This is a genomic window from Scleromatobacter humisilvae, assembly GCF_023231945.1.
Lineage (GTDB): Bacteria > Pseudomonadota > Gammaproteobacteria > Burkholderiales > Burkholderiaceae_C > Scleromatobacter > Scleromatobacter humisilvae.
Map to the genome: position 1 here is coordinate 131,861 of NZ_JAJLJH010000007.1, position 18,547 is coordinate 150,407.

At 70.8% G+C, this 18,547-nt stretch carries 17 protein-coding genes and 1 pseudogene; 13 read left to right on the forward strand and 5 right to left on the reverse strand.

The features are described from left to right. Positions 1–98: 98 nt before the first annotated feature. Positions 99–695, forward strand: a complete 597-nt coding sequence (locus LPC04_RS20680) for an STY0301 family protein (protein WP_275684178.1) — start codon at positions 99–101, stop codon at positions 693–695. Here LPC04_RS20680 and LPC04_RS20685 read toward each other — a convergent pair. Then, a complete protein-coding gene (locus LPC04_RS20685) occupies positions 679–2,637 on the reverse strand; it encodes an AAA family ATPase (protein ID WP_275684179.1) in 1,959 nt (652 codons plus the stop codon). The genes LPC04_RS20680 and LPC04_RS20685 overlap by 17 nt on opposite strands. Before the next feature lie 265 nt (positions 2,638–2,902). On the opposite strand from LPC04_RS20685, the pseudogene LPC04_RS20690 reads away from it, so the two are divergent. Then, positions 2,903–3,340, forward strand: a pseudogene (locus LPC04_RS20690) (YidB family protein); the annotation flags it as partial. Between the two features lie 7 nt (positions 3,341–3,347). Here the strand turns inward: LPC04_RS20690 and LPC04_RS20695 are convergent. Next, the gene (locus LPC04_RS20695; protein ID WP_275684181.1) at positions 3,348–4,379 is read right to left on the reverse strand and encodes a patatin-like phospholipase family protein; all 1,032 of its coding nucleotides are present in this window, start codon (positions 4,377–4,379) and stop codon (positions 3,348–3,350) included. A 224-nt stretch (positions 4,380–4,603) separates the two neighbouring features. Between LPC04_RS20695 and LPC04_RS20700 the strand changes: the two genes are divergently transcribed. Beyond that, positions 4,604–5,719: a glycosyl hydrolase family 18 protein gene (locus LPC04_RS20700; RefSeq protein WP_275684182.1), complete on the forward strand. Its 1,116-nt coding sequence runs from the start codon at positions 4,604–4,606 to the stop codon at positions 5,717–5,719. A 64-nt stretch (positions 5,720–5,783) separates the two neighbouring features. Here the strand turns inward: LPC04_RS20700 and LPC04_RS20705 are convergent, their stop codons facing one another. After that, positions 5,784–6,341 carry a hypothetical protein gene (locus LPC04_RS20705; protein ID WP_275684183.1) on the reverse strand — a complete coding sequence of 186 codons (558 nt, stop codon included), beginning with the start codon at positions 6,339–6,341 and terminating at the stop codon, positions 5,784–5,786. Between the two features lie 299 nt (positions 6,342–6,640). Between LPC04_RS20705 and LPC04_RS20710 the strand changes: the two genes are divergently transcribed. From LPC04_RS20710 to LPC04_RS20745, 8 genes are all read left to right on the forward strand, one after another. Continuing rightward, positions 6,641–6,805 (forward strand): hypothetical protein, encoded by a 165-nt coding sequence (locus LPC04_RS20710; RefSeq protein WP_275684184.1) that lies wholly within the window; start codon positions 6,641–6,643, stop codon positions 6,803–6,805. Positions 6,806–6,926: 121 nt separating this feature from the next. After that, positions 6,927–8,597 (forward strand): NAD(P)/FAD-dependent oxidoreductase, encoded by a 1,671-nt coding sequence (locus LPC04_RS20715; RefSeq protein ID WP_275684185.1) that lies wholly within the window; start codon positions 6,927–6,929, stop codon positions 8,595–8,597. A 360-nt stretch (positions 8,598–8,957) separates the two neighbouring features. After that, complete coding sequence (locus LPC04_RS20720) at positions 8,958–10,568, forward strand: DUF4331 domain-containing protein (protein WP_275684186.1); 1,611 nt, start codon at positions 8,958–8,960, stop codon at positions 10,566–10,568. Positions 10,569–10,585: 17 nt separating this feature from the next. Continuing rightward, on the forward strand, positions 10,586–10,897 hold the full coding sequence (locus LPC04_RS20725; protein ID WP_275684187.1) for a hypothetical protein: 312 nt from the start codon (positions 10,586–10,588) through the stop codon (positions 10,895–10,897). Beyond that, positions 10,897–12,198 carry a hypothetical protein gene (locus tag LPC04_RS20730; protein WP_275684188.1) on the forward strand — a complete coding sequence of 434 codons (1,302 nt, stop codon included), beginning with the start codon at positions 10,897–10,899 and terminating at the stop codon, positions 12,196–12,198. The genes LPC04_RS20725 and LPC04_RS20730 overlap by 1 nt, the downstream gene beginning before the upstream one ends. Further along, positions 12,195–13,508: a HupE/UreJ family protein gene (locus LPC04_RS20735; RefSeq protein WP_275684189.1), complete on the forward strand. Its 1,314-nt coding sequence runs from the start codon at positions 12,195–12,197 to the stop codon at positions 13,506–13,508. The genes LPC04_RS20730 and LPC04_RS20735 overlap by 4 nt, the downstream gene beginning before the upstream one ends. A gap of 52 nt (positions 13,509–13,560) precedes the next feature. After that, on the forward strand, positions 13,561–14,220 hold the full coding sequence (locus LPC04_RS20740) for a glutathione S-transferase family protein (RefSeq protein WP_275684190.1): 660 nt from the start codon (positions 13,561–13,563) through the stop codon (positions 14,218–14,220). A 60-nt stretch (positions 14,221–14,280) separates the two neighbouring features. After that, on the forward strand, positions 14,281–15,045 hold the full coding sequence (locus tag LPC04_RS20745) for a hypothetical protein (RefSeq protein ID WP_275684191.1): 765 nt from the start codon (positions 14,281–14,283) through the stop codon (positions 15,043–15,045). A 32-nt stretch (positions 15,046–15,077) separates the two neighbouring features. Here LPC04_RS20745 and LPC04_RS20750 read toward each other — a convergent pair whose 3' ends face one another. Next, positions 15,078–15,425, reverse strand: coding sequence for a DUF192 domain-containing protein (locus LPC04_RS20750; protein ID WP_275684192.1), 348 nt, complete (start codon positions 15,423–15,425; stop codon positions 15,078–15,080). Positions 15,426–15,670: 245 nt separating this feature from the next. Between LPC04_RS20750 and LPC04_RS20755 the strand changes: the two genes are divergently transcribed. Continuing rightward, complete coding sequence (locus LPC04_RS20755; RefSeq protein WP_275684193.1) at positions 15,671–16,330, forward strand: glutathione S-transferase family protein; 660 nt, start codon at positions 15,671–15,673, stop codon at positions 16,328–16,330. Between the two features lie 140 nt (positions 16,331–16,470). Next, a complete protein-coding gene (locus LPC04_RS20760; protein WP_275684194.1) occupies positions 16,471–17,925 on the forward strand; it encodes an FAD-dependent monooxygenase in 1,455 nt (484 codons plus the stop codon). Here the strand turns inward: LPC04_RS20760 and LPC04_RS20765 are convergent. Further along, complete coding sequence (locus LPC04_RS20765; RefSeq protein ID WP_275684195.1) at positions 17,922–18,524, reverse strand: 5-formyltetrahydrofolate cyclo-ligase; 603 nt, start codon at positions 18,522–18,524, stop codon at positions 17,922–17,924. The genes LPC04_RS20760 and LPC04_RS20765 overlap by 4 nt on opposite strands. Positions 18,525–18,547 lie beyond the last annotated feature (23 nt).

An 18,547-nucleotide genomic window follows, 5' to 3' on the forward strand; every position in this document is an offset into this window, starting at 1 on the left:
CCTGCGTGACGACGACCCCGACGCAACGGCGCCGGCCCATGCCGATCGTGAAATAGACTGCGGGGTCGCACTCTCGCGGCGCCTCGCCGCCGTCCCGCATGAGACAAGCCGCCGTCCGCTCCTCGATCGCGCTGGCCGCCATGGCGACGGCCAGCCTCGTCGCCCTGGCCGCGACGCCCGCGCCGCCCCGCGCCGCGACATCGGCTGCGCCCGCTGCGTCGGCCGCTTCGGCGGCCGCCGTGGCGCCGCTGGCGGACGCCTGCCCCGCGCAGCTGGCGGTCAAGCAGACGGTGTCGGACGCGATCGCCGGCTGGACGCCGCTGAACCAGCAGGCCAGCTATCCGTTCGTGCGCGTGGCGTTCTACCCCGGGCCGCCCGCCGACAGCACGCTCATCGTGCCGACGCAGGAATACAAGGGCCAGGCCGGCCTGCACGACAGCTGGGACCTGCCGCACCGCGCCGGCGGCTACTGGATGACCTGCTCGTACGGCAACACCACGGCCAGCGTGGCGCGCAAGCTGCCGGACGACACCGACTACTGCCGCGCCGACTACGACGGCCGCTTCATCACGCTGGTCGTCAAGCACTGGGCGTGCGGCGTCAAGCGCACGATGGCGCCGCCCGCGTGGGTGCGGCCGCCGGTTCGCAGCAATGCGAAGCCGGCGCCGAAGCCGGCGATCAAACGCGTCGAGTGAACGCCAGCGCCAGGGCCTGGTCGCGGCCGATGGGTGCGAGCTCGGGCAGCGGCACGCGGCCGACCTCGCCCAGCATCTCCTTGAGCTCGGCGCCCTGCAGCACCTCGCAGGTGAGCAGCGCCTGCGCCATCGCGTCGAGGCGGGCGCGCTGCGCCGTCAGCAGCGTGCGGCACGTCGCCTGCGCCTGTTCGAGCAGCACGCGCGCCTCGCGCAGCACGGCGGCCTGGATGTCCGGCCCGAGCAGTTCCTTCGGGATGCCGCCGACGCTGAGCAGGCCGAAGGTCTCCGAGAAGCCGAGCGAGCCCACCATCTCGATGGCCAGCTCGGACGCGCGCTTCAGGTCGTCGGAGGCGCCGCTGGAAACGCTGTCGAGCACCAGCAGCTCGGCCTCGCGGCCGCCCAGCATCATCGCGAGCCGGCTCACCAGCTCGTTCTGCTTGTAGAGCGGATCCTCGGTGTCGCGCGTCATGTAGGTGACGCCCAGCGCCTGGCCGCGCGGCTCGATGGTGACGCGCTCGACCAGGCCCGCGCCGGTCCAGTGGCCAATCATCGCGTGGCCGGCCTCGTGGTAGGCGAGGCGCACGCGCGTGCCTTCGGTCAGCAGGTCCTTGACCGGCGAGATCTCGCCGCCCAGCAGCTGCGTCTCGATGGCGCGCAGCACGTGATCGGAGGTGACCGTCGCGGCGCCCTTCTCGGCGGCGCTGGAGGCGGCCTTGTTGACGATGTTGGCGATGTCGGCCGGGGTCAGTCCGGGCGTCATGCGCGCGAGCGCGGCGGTGTCGGCCGAGCCGTCGGAGGTCACCTTGTTCAGGTAGAGGTCGAACAGCTTCGCGCGCTCGGGCAGCGTGGGCTTGGCCAGGCGCACCAGCATGTCGAAGCGGCCGGGGCGGCGCATCGCCTCGTCGATGTTGTTCTCGTGGTTGGTGGCGGCGACGACGACGACGTTGTCCATCGCCTCGAAGCCGTCCATCTCCACCAGCACGCGGTTGATGATGCGGTTCATCTCGGACTCGGCGCCGCCGCCCTCGTTGCCGCGCGAGCGCTTGCCGATGCCGTCGACCTCGTCGATGAACAGCACGCAGGGCGCGTTCTTGCGCGCCAGCTTGAACAGCGCCTTGACCTTGGCGACGCCCGCGCCGTAGAACGTGGCGGTGAAGTACGAGCCGTCGACGGCGATGAAGTTGGCCTTGCTCTCGCCGGCCAGCGCCTTGGCGAGCAGCGTCTTGCCGGTGCCCGGCGGGCCCACGAGCAGCACGCCGCGCGGCGCCGCGGCGCCCAGCTTCACATACGACGACGGGTCGGTCATGAAGGCCTTGACGCGGTTGAGCGCGGCCTTGGCCTCGTCGTTGCCGATGGCGTCGTCGAACTTGATCTCGGGTCGCTCCGACAGCGTCGACGCCGAGCCGCCCGCGCCGGTCTGCAGGCGCATCAGCACGAAGAAGCCGATGCCCATGGTGGCGATGATGATCAGCGGCGAGACGATGGTGCCCAGCAGGTCCAGCAGGTGCTGGCTCTTGGTGCGCGGGTCGACGTCCACGCCCACCAGCGCGAAGCCCTGCGCGGCGCCGCGTTCGGCGAGCTTGTCCAGCGCGGTACCGGCGCAGCCAAGCACGGTGCAGCCCGGCACCGCGACGCTGGCCTTCGCGCCGTTCTTGAGCGTGTAGAGCACCAGGCCGGGATGGCCGTTGGCCAGCGCGACGGTGGCGACCTGGCCGGCGTCGACCGACTTGATGAGCTCGGACACGTTGCGCTGGTTCGATAGCCAGGCGTCGGGCTCCTTCTCGAACTGCAGCATCTCGGGGCTCTTGCGCGCATCGGTCTCGCGCGCCGCCTCCTGCGCCAGCAGCGTGAAGCCGACGGCGACCAGGATCACCGAGAGCACGGCGACGGGGACTCGGGAGTTGGCGCGCAGGCGCTTGAACAGTTTCTTCAGGGCGGTCATGTGGCAGGCCTTGCGGCAAAAGCGATCCGCGACATCGTCGATGCCGTGCCTCCATTGGAGCGCGGGTCGCTTCAAAGTTCCAGTGAAAAAGCGCCTGCACGACCCCTCAGATCGATGTGGAAAACCACGCGTGGAAGTTTCTACTGGACAACGCCTGCGCCAACGTTTCGCCGGTTTGCCGGGTTGATGGACGGGGTGCGACGAAAAGTCACACGCAACCGGCCCGTCGGGACTACATTCGTCGGCAACGTCCACGCAGGACGCCCCACACACGACACAGGAGAGCGCCATGGGATTGCTGGATTCAATCGTCGGACAGGTCTCGGGCGCGCTGGAAGGCAGCGTCCCGGGCGGGCAGGTGCATCCGGGGCTGATGGACGTCGTGTCCCAGCTGATGACGCAGGGCGGCGGCATGCAGGGGCTCGTCAACCAGTTCGAGCAGCAGGGCCTCGGCCATGTCGTCGCGTCGTGGATCGGCAATGGCGAGAACCTGGCGATCACGCCGGACCAGGTGCAGTCGGTGCTCGGCGAGCCGCACATCGCGGCCGTCGCCGCCAAGCTGGGCCTGTCGCCCGCGGACGTCACCAACCAGCTCGCCGGCCTGCTGCCGCACGCGGTGGACTCGGTGACGCCGGCCGGCGCGGTGCCGCAGGGCAACCTGCTCAGCGAAGCGCTCGACGCGTTCACCGCGCTGCGCCGCTAGCCTCGCGTCAGCCGAACTTCGCCGCGAGGTCGACGCTGTCGCGCCGGCCCACGGCGTCGGCATGGCGCGCGAGCCAGCGGGTCGCGGCCTCGCGCCCGAGCAGGTGCAGCGTCTCGAAGAACTTGGCGCTGACGGCCAGCCGCGTCTCGCCGGCCAGGTTTTCGAGCGCCGGCCCCGCCTCGACCAGGTGGAAGCGGTGCTCGGGCGGATCGCCGCCCAGGGTCCGCGGCAGCCAGCGGTGCCAGGCACGATGCACGCGCGGCACGCGTTCCGCGCGCTCGTGCGCGAGGGCCTGCATCTCGCGCCGGAAGGCCGCGGTGAACGCGATCTCGGCGACGCGCGCATGCAGCGCGCGCGCGGTGTCGGTGGGCTGCGCCGGCGGCCATTCGAGCGGCGACAGCAGCACCAGCAGCGTGTCGGCCGCGCGGCCGCCGCGCAGCAACGGGAACACGGCGGGATTGCCGGCGTAGCCGCCGTCCCAGTAGGTCTGGCCGTCGATGCGCGGCGCGTGGAACACGGTGGGCAGGCAGCCCGAGGCCAGCAGCGCGTCGATGCTCAGCTCGCGGGCATCGAACATCCGCAGGCGCCCCGAATCGGCGTGCGTCGCGGCGACGAACAGGCGGAACGGGCAGCCGCGGCGCAGGCGCTCGAAGTCGACCTGCTCGGCCAGCAGCGTGCGCAGCGGATTGACGTCCAGCGGATTGAACTGCGCCGGCGTGACGTAGTGCGCCCAGGCCATCCACATCTTGACCATCGGCGTCAGGTGCACGCCACCGTCGACGTCCTGGCGCGTGACACCGGGCGGCATCGTGTCGCCGAGCGCCGTCCAGAACCGGCGCAGCGCGGCTCGCGCGCCGTCGCGGCCGCCGTCCATCCAGCCTTGCGCCATCACCACGGCGTTCATCGCGCCGGCGCTGGTGCCGCTGAGGCCGTCGAAGGCGAAGCGGCCGTCCTCCAGCAACGCATCGAGCACGCCCCAGGTGAAGGCGCCGTGCGCGCCGCCGCCTTGCAGCGCGAGATTCAGGCGCGGTGCGGACATCGTCGGCGATCTTGTTTGTGCATTGCAGCATCTTCGTCGAACGCCGCGTGCCCGCGGTTTTGTTCGGGTATTTGCGTGACTTGTGCCGCGAACGCCGCGTTGCGCAACACTTCGCTGGAGAACCCTGAATGGAAAACCCTTATAACTGAGCCCGATTCTTGCTGGGGTCTTACATCTGATACGCTGCGCCCCGCGTTGGTGCAATCAAAACAATGGGAACGTCGATGTTCGTCTCCTTCGTCCGGAACGCTCTTGGTCCGGCGATCGTCACCAGTCTGGCCGCGGCCAGCGTGCATGCTCAACCCGGCGGAGCGCCCGCAACCCAGGTGATGGGATGGGTGCCGGCCTACGGCATCGACGCCTCGATCAAGGCGATCACCGCGACGCCCGCCATCGGCCAGGCGATGACGCGCATCGGCCTGCAGTTCTGGAATCCGAGCGCGGACGGCCGCAGCGTCGTCCTCGCGCCGGTCGACGCCACCGGCAAGCCGGTCAACGCCGCCAGCGTGCACCAGCTCACGCACTGGGCGCGCAGCCACGGCGTGCAGCCGCTGCTGACGGTCTACAACAACTCGCAGGTGATCAACCGCTGGGACTGGCAGTGGGCGCATCGCGCGTTCGCGGAGCATCCCGAGGAATTCACCGCGGCGCTCGTCGCGGCTGTCGACAAGTGGGAGCTCGATGGCGTCGACCTCGACCTCGAAGGCGAAGGCGACCTCGCCGCCGACCGCGCCGCCTACGCGGCCTTCGTGCACCAGCTGTCCGCGGCGCTCAGGGCCAAGGGCAAGCTGCTGACCGTCGACAGCTTCCACAGCCCGTGCGACAACGCGCCCAACATGCGCTGGTGGAGCGACTGGGTGGGCGACGTCGCCACCATCCACAGCATGGGCTACGCGGACCTGTACGAAGGCAGCAAGGCGACCTTCACGCCCGAGGGGCGACCGGTCTGCGAGAACGGCGCCGCGTTGTTCCGCTACAGCTGGCAGCTCGATTACGGCATCAAGGCCGGCTACCGGCGCGACCAGATCGTTCTGGGCATGCCCACCTGGGTCGACGGCTGGGGCTCGGGCGGCTTCGGCCCGGGCGTCGTCGACCACCTGCGCGAGGTGCGCGCGCTGGGCGGCGGCGTCGGGCTGTGGGACATGCAACTCGCCGCGGCCGCCTGGGCGCGGCCGGCCACGTGGGACGCGGTGCAGGCCCTGCGCCGGCCCGGCACCGCGCTGGCGCATCGCCTGCCCGTCGGCGAGCGCGGCGCGCCGCGGTCGATGGGCTCGGCCACGATGACCGTGTCCGAACGCGGCGAGACGCGCTTCCGCACGACGCCTGCGCTGGCGCGCTGAGCCCGCGCCGAAAACGACGACGGCGCCCCGCGAGGCGCCGTCTTCGTTTCAGCCGGAAGCCGGATCAGCGACGATCGTGGTCGTGGCCGTGGTCGTCGTGGCGATCGTCATGACGGTCGTCGTGGCGGTCGTCGTGGCGGTCGTCGTGGCGGTCGTCATGACGCTCGTCGCGGCGCTCCTCATGGCGCTCCATGTGGCGGTCGTAGTCATGCTCATGGCCACGCTCCCAGCCGCCGTGCTCGCGATCCCAGTGGTCGAAGCGGTGGTCGTGGGGGTAGTGCTGCACGTAGCGGTCGTGCACCCATTGCTCCTTGACGAAGTACACCGGCTGGCCGCAGGCGCCGTAGGCACCGCAGTGATGGCGCCAGTCGCGCTGGTAGGCCTCGGGCACGTACAGGTAGATCGGGCGCTGCTGGACGGCGTACGCCGACGGCGCGATCACCACGGGCTGCTCGTAGACCACCGGGGGCGGCACGAAGGCCGGGCCCGGGGCGCCGATGTCGACGCGGCCGTAGACGCCCGGCACGTTGATGTTGAGGCCGACGCCCACGGAAACCTGGGCCTGGGCGGCGCCGGCGGCGATGGCCACCAGGGCGGCAACGGCGATGTGGATCTTCTTCATGATTTGTCTTCCTGTGTCGGCTCGGGAGTGAGGATCAACTGCTGCAGCCACCTGAACGGGCGCTGAAGCGCGAGCTTGCCACTAGAACGGCATGCGCGGCCGGGCCGTTGACGGTGACAAGGTAATCGATCTTTACAAAGCGCTCGCGACGAACGGCGCAGCCAGAGGACGAGCGCGTCGCCGGCGCCCTGGAAACGGACGTATTTGGCGGGCGCTCCAAGGCCGGAGTTGGTCATTTCGCGGGTTTGTGGGAGAATGCCGGGTTCGACCCCTCACAGCTTTAAAGACCGGATCCAATCATGGGCAACAAGATCGTTACCGAAGCCGACCGCAAGGCCACCCCGCGTCCGGCGCTGCCGATCGGCGTGACCGCCACCACCGGCAAGGGCCAGAAGCGCAGCCTCGAGCGCGGCGCCCACACCCGCAGCAAGAAGAATCCGGGCAAGCGCGCCCGCCAAGGCTGATCGGTCGCCGGCTTCGTGCCGGCTGCCATTCGGCATTCGCGCCCTGCGCGCGTGCCCGCCCCACTTCGCCGCACCGGCGTGACCAGGAGCCTTCGGGCTCCTTTGTTCGTTCCGCCGCACCATGCTTCGCATCACTGAACTGCGCCTGCCGCTCGATCATCGCGAGGACGCCTTGCATCCGGCGATCCTCGCGCGCCTGGGCCTGCGTGATGCGGAGCTGGCGTCGTTCAGCATCTTCAAGCGCAGCTACGACGCGCGCAAGAAGACGGCCATCGTGCTGATCTACACCGTCGACTGCGAACTCGCGGTCGACGAATCGGCCGTGCTCGCGCGCTTCGCGGGCGACGCACACGTGCGCGCGACGCCGGACACCAACTACAAGTTCGTCGGCCGTGCCGCCGACGGCTTCTTCGAAGGCGCGAGCGCGCGCCAGCGCCCGGTCGTCGTCGGCTTCGGGCCCTGCGGCATCTTCGCGGCGCTGATCCTCGCGCAGATGGGCCTGCGTCCCATCGTGCTCGAACGCGGCAAGCCCGTGCGCGAACGCACCAAGGACACCTGGGGCCTGTGGCGCCAGGGCAAGCTCGATCCGGAGTCGAACGTGCAGTTCGGCGAGGGCGGCGCCGGCACCTTCTCGGACGGCAAGCTGTGGAGCCAGATCAGCGACCCGCGCCACCTCACGCGCAAGGTGCTGGCGGAGTTCGTCAAGGCCGGCGCGCCCGACGAAATCCTCTACGTCGCCAAGCCGCACATCGGCACCTTCCGCCTGGTCAGCATGGTGGAGAAGATGCGGGCGGACATCGTGGCCCTCGGCGGCGAGATCCGCTTCGAGCAACGCGTCGTCGACGTGCTCATCGACGGCAAGGGCGACCAGAAGCAGGTCCGCGGCCTGACGCTCGCGTCCGGCGAGCAACTGCGCAGCGACCACGTCGTGCTTGCGCTCGGCCACAGCGCGCGCGACACCTTCGCGATGCTGCACGAGCGCGGCGTGCGCATGGACGCCAAGCCCTTCTCGATCGGCTACCGCATCGAGCACCCGCAGGGCCTGATCGACCGCGCGCGCTTCGGCCCCAACGCAGGCAACGAGATCCTGGGCGCGGCCGACTACAAGCTGGTGCACCACGCGAGCAACGGCCGCTCGGTCTACAGCTTCTGCATGTGCCCGGGCGGCACCGTCGTCGCCGCGACGTCGGAAGAGAACCGCGTCGTCACCAACGGCATGAGCCAGTACTCGCGAAACGAGCGCAACGCCAACGCCGGCATCGTCGTGGGCATCGACCCGCAGGACTATCGCCAGGACGGCAAGCGCGACGGCATCGTCAACCCGCTGGACGGCATCGCGTTCCAGCGCTTCTGGGAATCGCGCGCCTACGAGCTGGGCGGCGGCGGCTACCTGGCGCCCGGCGCGCTGGTGGGCGACTTCGTCAAGCGCCAGCGCTCGAGCGCCTTCGGCGACGTGCAGCCCTCGTACAAGCCCGGCGTGCACCTGACCGACCTGCAGGAAAAGGGCCGCGGCAGCCTGCCCGAATACGCGCTGGATGCGATCCGGGAAGCGCTGCCGGCCTTCGAGCGCCAGATCAAGGGCTTCTCGCTGCCCGACGCGGTGCTCACCGGCGTCGAGACGCGCACGTCGTCGCCGCTGCGCATCCCGCGCGGCAAGGACTACCAGAGCCTCAACGTGCGCGGCCTGTACCCGGCCGGCGAAGGCGCGGGCTACGCCGGCGGCATCATGTCGGCCGGCGTCGACGGCATCGAAGTGGCCGAGGCGCTGGGCGCCGCAATCCTGGCGTCCTGACCCGGCTGCGTCGGTCACCACGACGGTGACCTTCAGCGAACACGTGCCCTTCACGGCGCCGGCCCAGGCCAGCGCGCCCGTCCTGCCCGGCGTCATGCCGCCCGGCTGGCCCCACATCGCACCGCCACCGCGCTCGGCCCATGGCCTTCCTGCGCGACCGCGCGAACCCGCACGCTACGTCGGCGCCGCGCAAACGGATGCATGCCAGCGCCCGTCGAACGGTTAACGACGCGTCTGCATCCGGAAGCATTTCGCGCCACGTAACGACTCCTGCCAGCACGCGCTTTCGAGATCGCATCCGCCGACTCGACCACGGTGCTCAGCAACACGGTCTTCATCACAAGCACCAGGAGAGACGACATGCGATCTGTTAGCCCCCATCTGCCGCGCGCCACGCCCATCGTGGCCGCCGCCCTGCTCGCCATCGCCGGCAGCGCGTTCGCGTCGAGCCACCGCGAGGCGCCGTTCATCTCGACGTCGCCCAAGGTCGACGCGTCCGACTTCTACATGTTCAACAGCTACGAGACGGGCCGCAGCGGCTTCGTCACGCTGGTGGCGAACTACCAGCCGATGCAGGACGGCTTCGACGGCCCGAACTACCACGCGATGGACGCGAACGCGCTGTACGAGATCCACATCGACAACGTCGGCGACGCCAAGGAACACCTGACGTTCCAGTTCCGCTTCCAGAACAACTTCACCGCGCTGAACCAGACCGTCGGCGGCACCGCCGTCGACCAGGCGCCGCTGCAGAACGGCGCGGTCAGCGTCCCGCACGACCCGCACCTGCAGGTCAACGAGACCTACACGCTGACGATGGTCACCGGCGACCGCCGCACCGGCACCGTCGCCGCGATCAAGAACGCGGACACCAACGCGACGACCTTCGACAAGCCGGTCGACAACATCGGCGAGAAGACGATCGCCGACTACGCGGCCTACGCCGCGGCGCACGTCTACAACATCGCGATCCCGGGCTGCGCGACGAACGGCAAGGTCTTCGTCGGCGCGCGCCAGGATCCGTTCGCGGTCAACCTCGGCGTGATCTTCGACATGGTCGACGCGCCCGTCGCGGTGCTGACCAACGCCGCCGACTACAACGCGACCCCGCGCGGCTCGCTGTACTACAAGAACGTCACGGCCCTCGAGCTCGAGATCCCCGCGACCTGCCTCGGCGCGACGACCGCGGCGCCGGTGATCGGCGGCTGGACGACGGCCTCGCTGCGCCAGACGCGCGTGCTCGACCCGAACCCGAAGGCCGGCTACCAGACGACCGACCGCAACGGCGGCGCGTGGACGCAGGTGTCGCGCCTGGGCATGCCGCTCGTCAACGAGCTGATCGTCGGCTTGAAGGACAAGGATGCCTGGAACAGCTCGAAGCCGAGCGGCGACGCGTACTTCCTGAACTACGTCACCAACCCGTCCTATCCGAAGCTGCTCGAGAGCTACCTCGGCGCGCCGGGCATCTCGCCGACCAACATCCCGCGCAACGACCTGGTCACGACCTTCCTGACCGGCATCCAGGGCGTCAACCAGCTCGCCACGGTCACGCCGTCGGAGATGCTGCGCCTGAACACGGCCATCGCGGCCGTGCCGTTCGCGTCGCAGAACCGCCTGGGCATCGTCGGCAACATCCTGGCCGGCGGCAGCGACAACGCGGGCTACCCGAACGGCCGCCGCCCGAAGGACGACGTCGTCGACATCACGCTGGTCGCGGCGATGGGCGGACTGTGCGTGGCCAACGGCACCGGCGACACGTACCACTTCGGCAGCGCCTGCAACCCGTCGGCGGTCCCGCTCGGCTCGACGGTGTTCAACCTCAACGACACCGTCGACCAGGCCGCGCAACCCTTCCTGCCGGGCTTTCCGTACCTCAACACGCCGATCCCGGGCACGGGCGCGCGCGCCGAAGCCATCCCGGCGCCGACCGCCGCCGCGGCCGCCGCCAGGCACGGCGACGGCTCGAAGTAAGCAACGAGGCAAACGACATGACCATCTCCACTTGCCCACCGCCGGAAGGCGGTTCGTCGGCGGGCCGCACGGCCACGCTGATCGGCGTCAGCGCGCTGGCCAGCCTGTTCCTCGCCGCTTGCGGCGGCGACGACAACAGCCCGCCCCCGCCGCCACCGCCGCCGCCCGCGGCGATCACCCAGGTGCCGGCCTCGGCCGCGGCCAACGACGCGGCGCTCGAGTCGTTCGCGTTCAACCTGCCGCAGACCGACAACACCGAGCCGCTGACGCTGGACCTCGTGCCGACGCTGCCGACCAGCGAGACCGAGTCCCCCATCGCGACCCCGTGATGACCCGCGCCACCGCCCCGCTGCTCGCCCTGGCGTTGTCGCTGGGCGCGGTGGCGCCCTCCTTCGCGGCCGAGGAATCGGCCCTCCAATTCCCGATGCAGGACGGCGCCATCGTCGAACACCTGCCGACCCACGTGGGCGACGCGGCGCAGCGCCGCGCCGCGATCGCCGCCGAGCGCGCGCAGCGCGCCCAGCTTCAGGAACATCCCAACGAACTGGGCCTCGCGCTGAAGGCCGCCGACGACGCCCTGGCGCGCGGCCGCCTGCACGGCGACCCGCGCGAGCTGGGCGTGGCCCAGGCCGCGCTGGCGCCGTGGTGGGGCCGTGCCGACGCGCCGCCGCAGGTGCGGCTCGTCCAGGCCACCGTCCTGCAGAGCCAGCACTTCTTCAAGGACGCGCTGGTCGAACTCGACGCCGTCCTCGCGACACCCGGCGTCTCGCTGCCCGTGCGTGCCCAGGCCGAACTGACGCGCGCCGGCGTGCACCAGGTGCTGGGCCACTTTGCCGAGGCCGAGGCCGGCTGCCGCCGCCTGGCCGGCGCCGACTACTTCGCACTCGGCTCGGGCATCCGCCTCAACGCGCTCGCATGCATCGCCGAGCTCTCGAGCCTGCAGGGGCACGCGGACGCCGCCGCCGCGACGCTCGCGCGCCTCGCGGGCGCGCCCGACCCCGGCAGCGCCTCCACCGTCGCGGGCGATCCCGCGCCCGGATGGCTGAACCTGATGCGCGCCGAGCTCGCGCAGCGGCGCGGCGATCCGGCGGCCGGCCCGCTGTTCGCGGCGGCGCTCAAGGCCAATCCCGATGTCTACACGCAGTGCGCCTACGCCGACTGGCTGCTCGACCAGCATCGCCCGGCCGAGGTCGTCGCACTGCTGAAGGACAACACGGCCGCCGACCCGGTGCTGCTGCGCATCGCGCTCGCCTACAAGCAGCTGCACGGCAAGAACAGTCCGCTGGCGCGCGACGCCGCCGCCCTGCTGGGCGAGCGCTACGACGCGGCCCTGCTGCGCGGCGACAAGAGCCACGGCCGCGAACAGTCGCGCTACGAGCTCGAGCTGCGCGGCGACACGCGGGCCGCGCTAGTCTTCGCGAAGTCCAACTGGATGGTGCAGCACGAGCCGGCCGACGAGGTCGTGCTCGCCCGCGCCGCCCATGCCTCGCATCGCGACGATGCCGCGGCGCCGCTGTGGCAGTTCCTGCGCGACACCGGCGGGCGCGACGCGCGCCTCGCGGCCGGCGGCCCCGCCGCCGCGCCCTTCCTGCCGGCGACGACCCAGACCGTGTCCCGGAGCGACCAATGAAAAGCGCCTGCCTCGCCGCACTGCTCGTCGCCCTCGCGCCGTTCGCGCAGGCCCACAAGGCCAGCGATGCCTACGTCACGCTGCACGTGGACGGCGCGACCGTCGCCGCCCGCATCGACATCGCGCTGCGCGACCTCGACCGCGACCTCGACCTCGACACCAACGCCGACGACCAGCTCAGCTGGAAGGAGGTGCGCACCCGCTGGGCCGACATCGCCGCGCTGGCGCGCAACGACATCCGCCTGAGCGCCGACGGCGCGCGCTGCACGCCCGACGCGGCGTCGACACCCGTCACCGACGCCAACACGCCCGCGCTGACCGAGCACAGCGACGGCACCTACGCCGTGCTGCGCACGCAGTGGCATTGCGCGGCGCCGGTGCAGGCGCTGAGCGTCGAGTACGAGCTGTTCGCGAAGACGGACCCGACGCATCGCGGGATCGCGCGCGTGTCGCGCGCGGACGCGGACGCAGGGACGCCGCAGCTGGCGGTGCTGAGCCCGGGCAACGGCTGGCATCGCTTCAAGCTGCCGCCGCTGCCCACGGCGCCGGCCGCGTCCGGCACCAGCGCCGATTTCGTCGAGACACCCGCGCCCGTGCCTGTGCCGGCCGCCGCGCCGAAGGCACAGCCGGACGCCAACGCCGACACGGCATCCGCCGACGATGCGCCCGCCTCGTCGTTCTTCGGCTTCGTCCGCGAGGGCGTCCACCACATCCTGATCGGCTACGACCACATCCTGTTCCTGCTGTCGCTGCTGCTGCCGGCGGTGTGGATCCGCAGCGCGGTGACCGACCCGCGCACGGGCGTGACGCGCACGCGCTGGGTGCCGTCCGCCAACCTGCGGCTGGCGCTGGCCAATGTGCTCAAGGTCGTCACCGCGTTCACGGTGGCGCACTCGATCACGCTCGCGCTGTCGGTGCTCGATGTCGTCGATCCGCCATCGCGCTGGGTCGAATCCATCATCGCCGCGAGCGTCGTGCTGGCCGCGCTGAACAACATCTGGCCGCTGATCAGCGAGGCGCGCTGGAAGCTGACCTTCGTGTTCGGCCTCGTGCATGGCTTCGGCTTCGCATCCGCGCTGAAGGACGCCGGCCTCGCCAAGGGCGCGCTCGCCGGGCCGCTGGTCGGCTTCAACGTGGGCGTCGAGATCGGCCAGCTGTGCATCGTGGCGCTCGTGCTGCCGGTCGCGTGGTCGCTGCGCGGCACGCGCACCTACCGCGGCGCGTTCGCGGGCGGCTCGCTCCTGATCGCCGGCGTCGCGGGCCTGTGGCTGGTGCAGCGCGCGTTCGACCTGAGCCTCATCGCGGGATAGGATCGCGGCTCCGTCTGGCACATCGCGCCCGCGAGCGCGACAGGAGCTTCGCATGTATACCTTGTTCGGATTCAAGGGCTCGGGATCGGCCGCGGTCGAGTGCGCACTCGAGATGACCGGCGCGGACTACCGCATCGTCGAGGCCGCGTCGTGGGAGCACAACGACGCCCTCGCCGAGCTGGAGCGCGTCAACCCGCTCAAGCAGATCCCGACGCTGCTGCTGGAGGATGGCACGGTGCTGACCGAAAGCGCCGCGATCCTGATGCACCTGGGCTTCGCGTTCCCGCAATCGGGCCTGCTCAGCGAGACGCCGGGCGAGCGCGACCTCGTGCTGCGCGGGCTCGTCTACATCGCGGCGAACTGCTACTCGTGCATCAGCGTGATCGACTACCCGGAGCGCTATACGAGCGCGACCGACGACGCCGCGCGCCAGGCCGTCAAGGCCGGCGCGACCGATCGCCTGCACCAGCACTGGGACATCTTCGCCGACCTCTACCCGGTGGCCGACGAGCGCTTCATCGCCGGCGAGCAGCCCGGCGCGCTGGACCTGCTGGCGGCGGTCGTGTCGAAGTGGTCGGGCACGCGCAAGCACGTGAAGACCTCGCGGCCGGCCTTCTCGGCGCTGCTGGAGCGCATCGAGTCGCACCCGGCGGTGGCGCTGGTCTTCGGGCGGCACTGGCAGACGCTGGCGCAGATGCCCACGGGCGCCTGACATCCCATTGCAGCGGAATGCGGCGAGAATGCCGCATCGCCACTCGGACATGCCGGCCTCATGAGATTTCTCCTCGCACTGGGCCTGATGCTGGCCTGTCCGCTCGCCAGCCTCGCGGCGGCCAACGCCGCTACCGACCCGTCGACGCCGGTGCGCCGCCTCCAGGCCTTGATGGGCCTCGACGCCACCGGCTGGACGCTGACCCAGGAGACCCCGACGGCGCTCGCGTGGGCGACGCCCGACCACCTGATCGTGCAGCTGGGCGCCAGCGATCGCGACCTGGTGCGCGATGCCTACTTCACCGAGCAAGTCGCGGCGCAGGATCACTACCGGAGCTGGATCGCGAAGCACCATGGCGGCCTGGTGGAGATGCAGCTCCACAACGAAAGCGCCACGCCGTACGACATCGCGACGATCAAGTACAAGGTGGGCGACGCCGATCCGCATACCGCGGGCATCGCCAACATCTACATGATCCACACGTCGGTGCTGCTGCCGAAGAACGTCGGCTTGCTCGCCATCGCCGCGCGCGAGAGCGAGCCGGTCGGGACGCGCGAGGCCGCCGTCGCCGGCGCCCTCGCGAAGGAAGGCCGAGGCCAGCCCCAGCCGATGGGGCTGCACGATCCGTACGATGCCCGCTTCGACGCGACCGCGACCTACCTCGATTCGGATGCCCGCCGCTGGGACAGCCTCGCACCCACGCACGTGCTGTCGCGAGAACGCGCGCTGATGACGCAGTTGCTGGCGAAGTCGAAGCTGCCGGGGATCTCGCTATCGGTCGCCGCCGACCTGCCGGCGGCCAACGCGATCGCCGCGGCGCACTGAGCTCGACGTCCGGCAGGCACCGGACAGCGCAATCAGGCCAGCAGGCCCATCTCGACGCCCGGCGCCAGGTGCAGGCGGCTGGCAAGGCCAGCGCGCAGCTCGAGCACGGTGCGGGCCTCGGGACAGCTCGACATGCGCCAGGGCTTCATGCCGGCGACGATCTTGGTGACGACGCCGTCGGCGCTGAGGAACACGACGTCGACCGGCTGGTCGAAGCCGAAGGTGTTGACCGAGCTGCAGCGCTTGACCCACACGCCGCACGACTTCTTCAGTTCGCGCGCGCCCGCCAGGCCGAGGAACCGGCTGCGCCACTGACCCGTCGTGCGCACGGGAACGCGGGACCGCGTGCCGGGTACCTTGAGGTCGATGGTTTCTGACATGGCTGCTGCTTCCTCTGCGACTTTCTTATGCGGGACCGGCTTCGCGGCGTGAACCGGACCCGTCCTTGAAAGCCGTAGCTTACCTGTCGAGCGTGGAAAAAATCACGTCGCCTGGGGTAAACGACGAGACCGGAGACACACCGTTACGTGTGCGCAGTGACAAGGTGCATCGGCGTTTGACAACAGGTAATCTTTGAGCGGATTCGGTGCATGAACGCCCCCTTGGCAACACCAGGAACCCCGGCATGGCCCTGCAGCTCTTCTTCCACCCGTTCTCGTCGTATTCGCAGAAGGCGCTGATCGCGCTGCACGAGAACGGCACCGCGTTCGCGCCGCGCGTGTTGTCGCCGGACGATCCCGCGACGGGCGCCGACTTCGCAGCGCGCTCGCCGTTCGGGCGCTTTCCGATCCTGGTCGACGGCGAGCGCACGATCCTCGAGGCGACGGCGATCATCGAGTACCTGGAGGCGATGCATCCGGGCGCGGTGCGGCTGATCCCGTCCGATCCGCTGGCGGCGATCGACGTCCGGATGATGGATCGCATGTTCGACAACTACGTGTCGACGCCCCAGCAGCGCGTGGTCTACGACGCGCTGCGCGCACCCGAGGCGCGCGACGCGCAAGGCGTGGCCGAAGCGCGCGGGATGCTGGAGACGGCCTACGCGTGGCTCGACAAGCGGATGGCCGATCGCGAATGGGCCGCGGCCGACACCTTCAGCCTGGCCGACTGCGCCGCCGCGCCGTCGCTGTTCTACGCCGACTGGACGCATCCGATCGATGCGCGCTTCGAGAACCTGACCGCGTATCGCCGGCGCCTGCTGGCGCGGCCATCGTTCGCGCGCGCGGTCGACGCGGCACGGCCGTTCAGGCCGTATTTCCCGCTCGGCGCGCCCGACAAGGACTAGCCGATCCCGGGGCCGCGACAAGGCCCCGCCTGCCGCACTTCCAGTGTATCGCGGCCCCGGGGGCTTGCGGCAAGCCCCGTCCCTCGCCGTAGCATCGCGGCCGCCGTCGAGGTCGATGGCGAGATCGGGAGAACGACAGGATGGAACATGCGGTGGTGATCGCCGGCGCCGGTCCAACGGGACTGATGCTGGCCGGCGAGCTGGCGTTGGCGGGCGTCGACGTCGCGGTCGTCGAGCGGCGCGTCGACCAGCAACTGGCGGGCACGCGCGCCCGCGGCCTGCATGCGCGCAGCATCGAGCTGCTGGACCAGCGCGGCCTTGCCGAACGCTTCATCGCGCAGGGCCGCATGGCGCCGCGCGCGCAGTTCGGCGGCATGCCGCTGCACATCGGCGACCTGCCGACCCGCCATGCCTGCGTGCTGGCGCTGGAGCAGCAGCACGTCGAGCGCCTCCTCGCCGACTGGATCGCCGGGCTGGGCGTGCCCGTTCTCCGCGGCCGCGAGGTGACGGGATTCGCGCAGGACGATGACGGCGTCGACATCCACCTGGCGGCAGGCGGCCCGCTGCGGGCCCGCTATCTCGTCGGCTGCGACGGCGGCCGCAGCCGGGTCCGCAAGGCCGCCGGCATCGAGTTTCCGGGATGGGACGCGACGACCAGCAGCCTGATCGCCGAAGCGGCGATGGCCGGCGAGCCGCCCTGGGGCATCCGCCGCGACGCGATCGGCCTGCACGCCATCAGCCGGATCGAGGGCAGCGGACGGGTGCAGGTCATGGTGGCCGAACAGTGCGCCGACGCCACCGGCGAGCCCACGCTGCGCGAGCTCGCCGACGCGCTCGTGGCCGCCTACGGCACCGACTTCGGCATCCACGCGCCGTCCTCGATCTCGCGCTTCGGCGACACGACCCGTCAGGCCGCGACCTATCGCGACCGCCGCGTGCTGCTGGCCGGCGACGCCGCGCACGTGCATGCGCCCGACGGCGGCCAGGGCCTCGACCTCGGGTTGCAGGACGCGGTCAACCTGGGCTGGAAACTGGCGCAGGTCGTCCTCGGAACATCGCCGGAAAGCCTGCTCGACACCTACCACGCCGAGCGCCATCCGGCCGGCGCGCGCATGCTGCGCAAGACGATGGCGCTGGTCGCGCTGCGCCGGCCCGACGATCGCAGCGCCGCGCTGCGCGAGGCCTTCGCCGAACTGCTGGCCAACGACGACGCGCGCCGCGGATTCGCGGCCTCGATGTGCGGGCTCGACATCCGCCACGACCTCGGCGACGGCCATCCGCTGCTCGGCCGCCGCATGCCGGATCGCGACCTCGTCACGGCCGACGGCCCCACCCGCGTGTTCCAGCTGCTGCACGCCGCTCGCCCCGTGTTGCTGAACTTCGGGCCACCCGGCAGCCTGCCCATCGCCGGCCAGAGCGACCGCGTGCGTCGTGTCGACGCGACTTCGGCAGGCCCCTGGGAACTGCCGTCGATCGGAACGGTGGACGCGCCCGGCGGGGTGCTGATCCGGCCCGACGGCCACGCGGCCTGGGTCGGCGGCGCGGATCTTCGCGGACTCGACGACGCGCTGGCGACGTGGTGCGGCGCGCGCTAGTCGCGCTCGCGTTCCCAGAACACGCCGTCCTCGGTGATCATCGCGTCCAGCGGCATGTCGTGCGGCTCGGCCTCCAGCCACGGCACATACCCGTGGCTGTATCCGATGCCCACCGTGTACGGACGCGGCGTCAGCGCCGCCAGCGTGCGGTCGTAGAAGCCGCCGCCGTAGCCCAGACGCACGCCGTCGTCGCCGAAGCCCACGCAGGGCACCAACAGCAGCTCGGGCTCGAACTTGTCGGTGCCCTTGGGCTTGGGGATGCCGTAGGCGTCGTCCTCCATCGGGCAGCCGGGGTACCAGACGTGGAAGTCGAGCTGCTTGGTGTCGCGGTCGATCACGGGCAGGCCGATCAGCCGATAGGGCTCGCCCTCGGTCCAGCGGAACAGCGCGGGCATGGCGTCGAACTCGCCCTTGATCGGCCAGTACGCGCCGATGGACGTCTCCGGCCGCGTGACCAGCCACACGCGCAGCACCTCCTGCATGTGCACCGAGCGCTGGTGGCGGTCGGTCATCGCGAGCCGCTCGGCCTTCAACTGGCGGCGCAGCGTGGGCTTGTCGCGGGCGGGCTCGAGCGAGAACTTCCAGGGCGGCGTTGTCATGGGTCGATTGTGGAGGCCGGCGT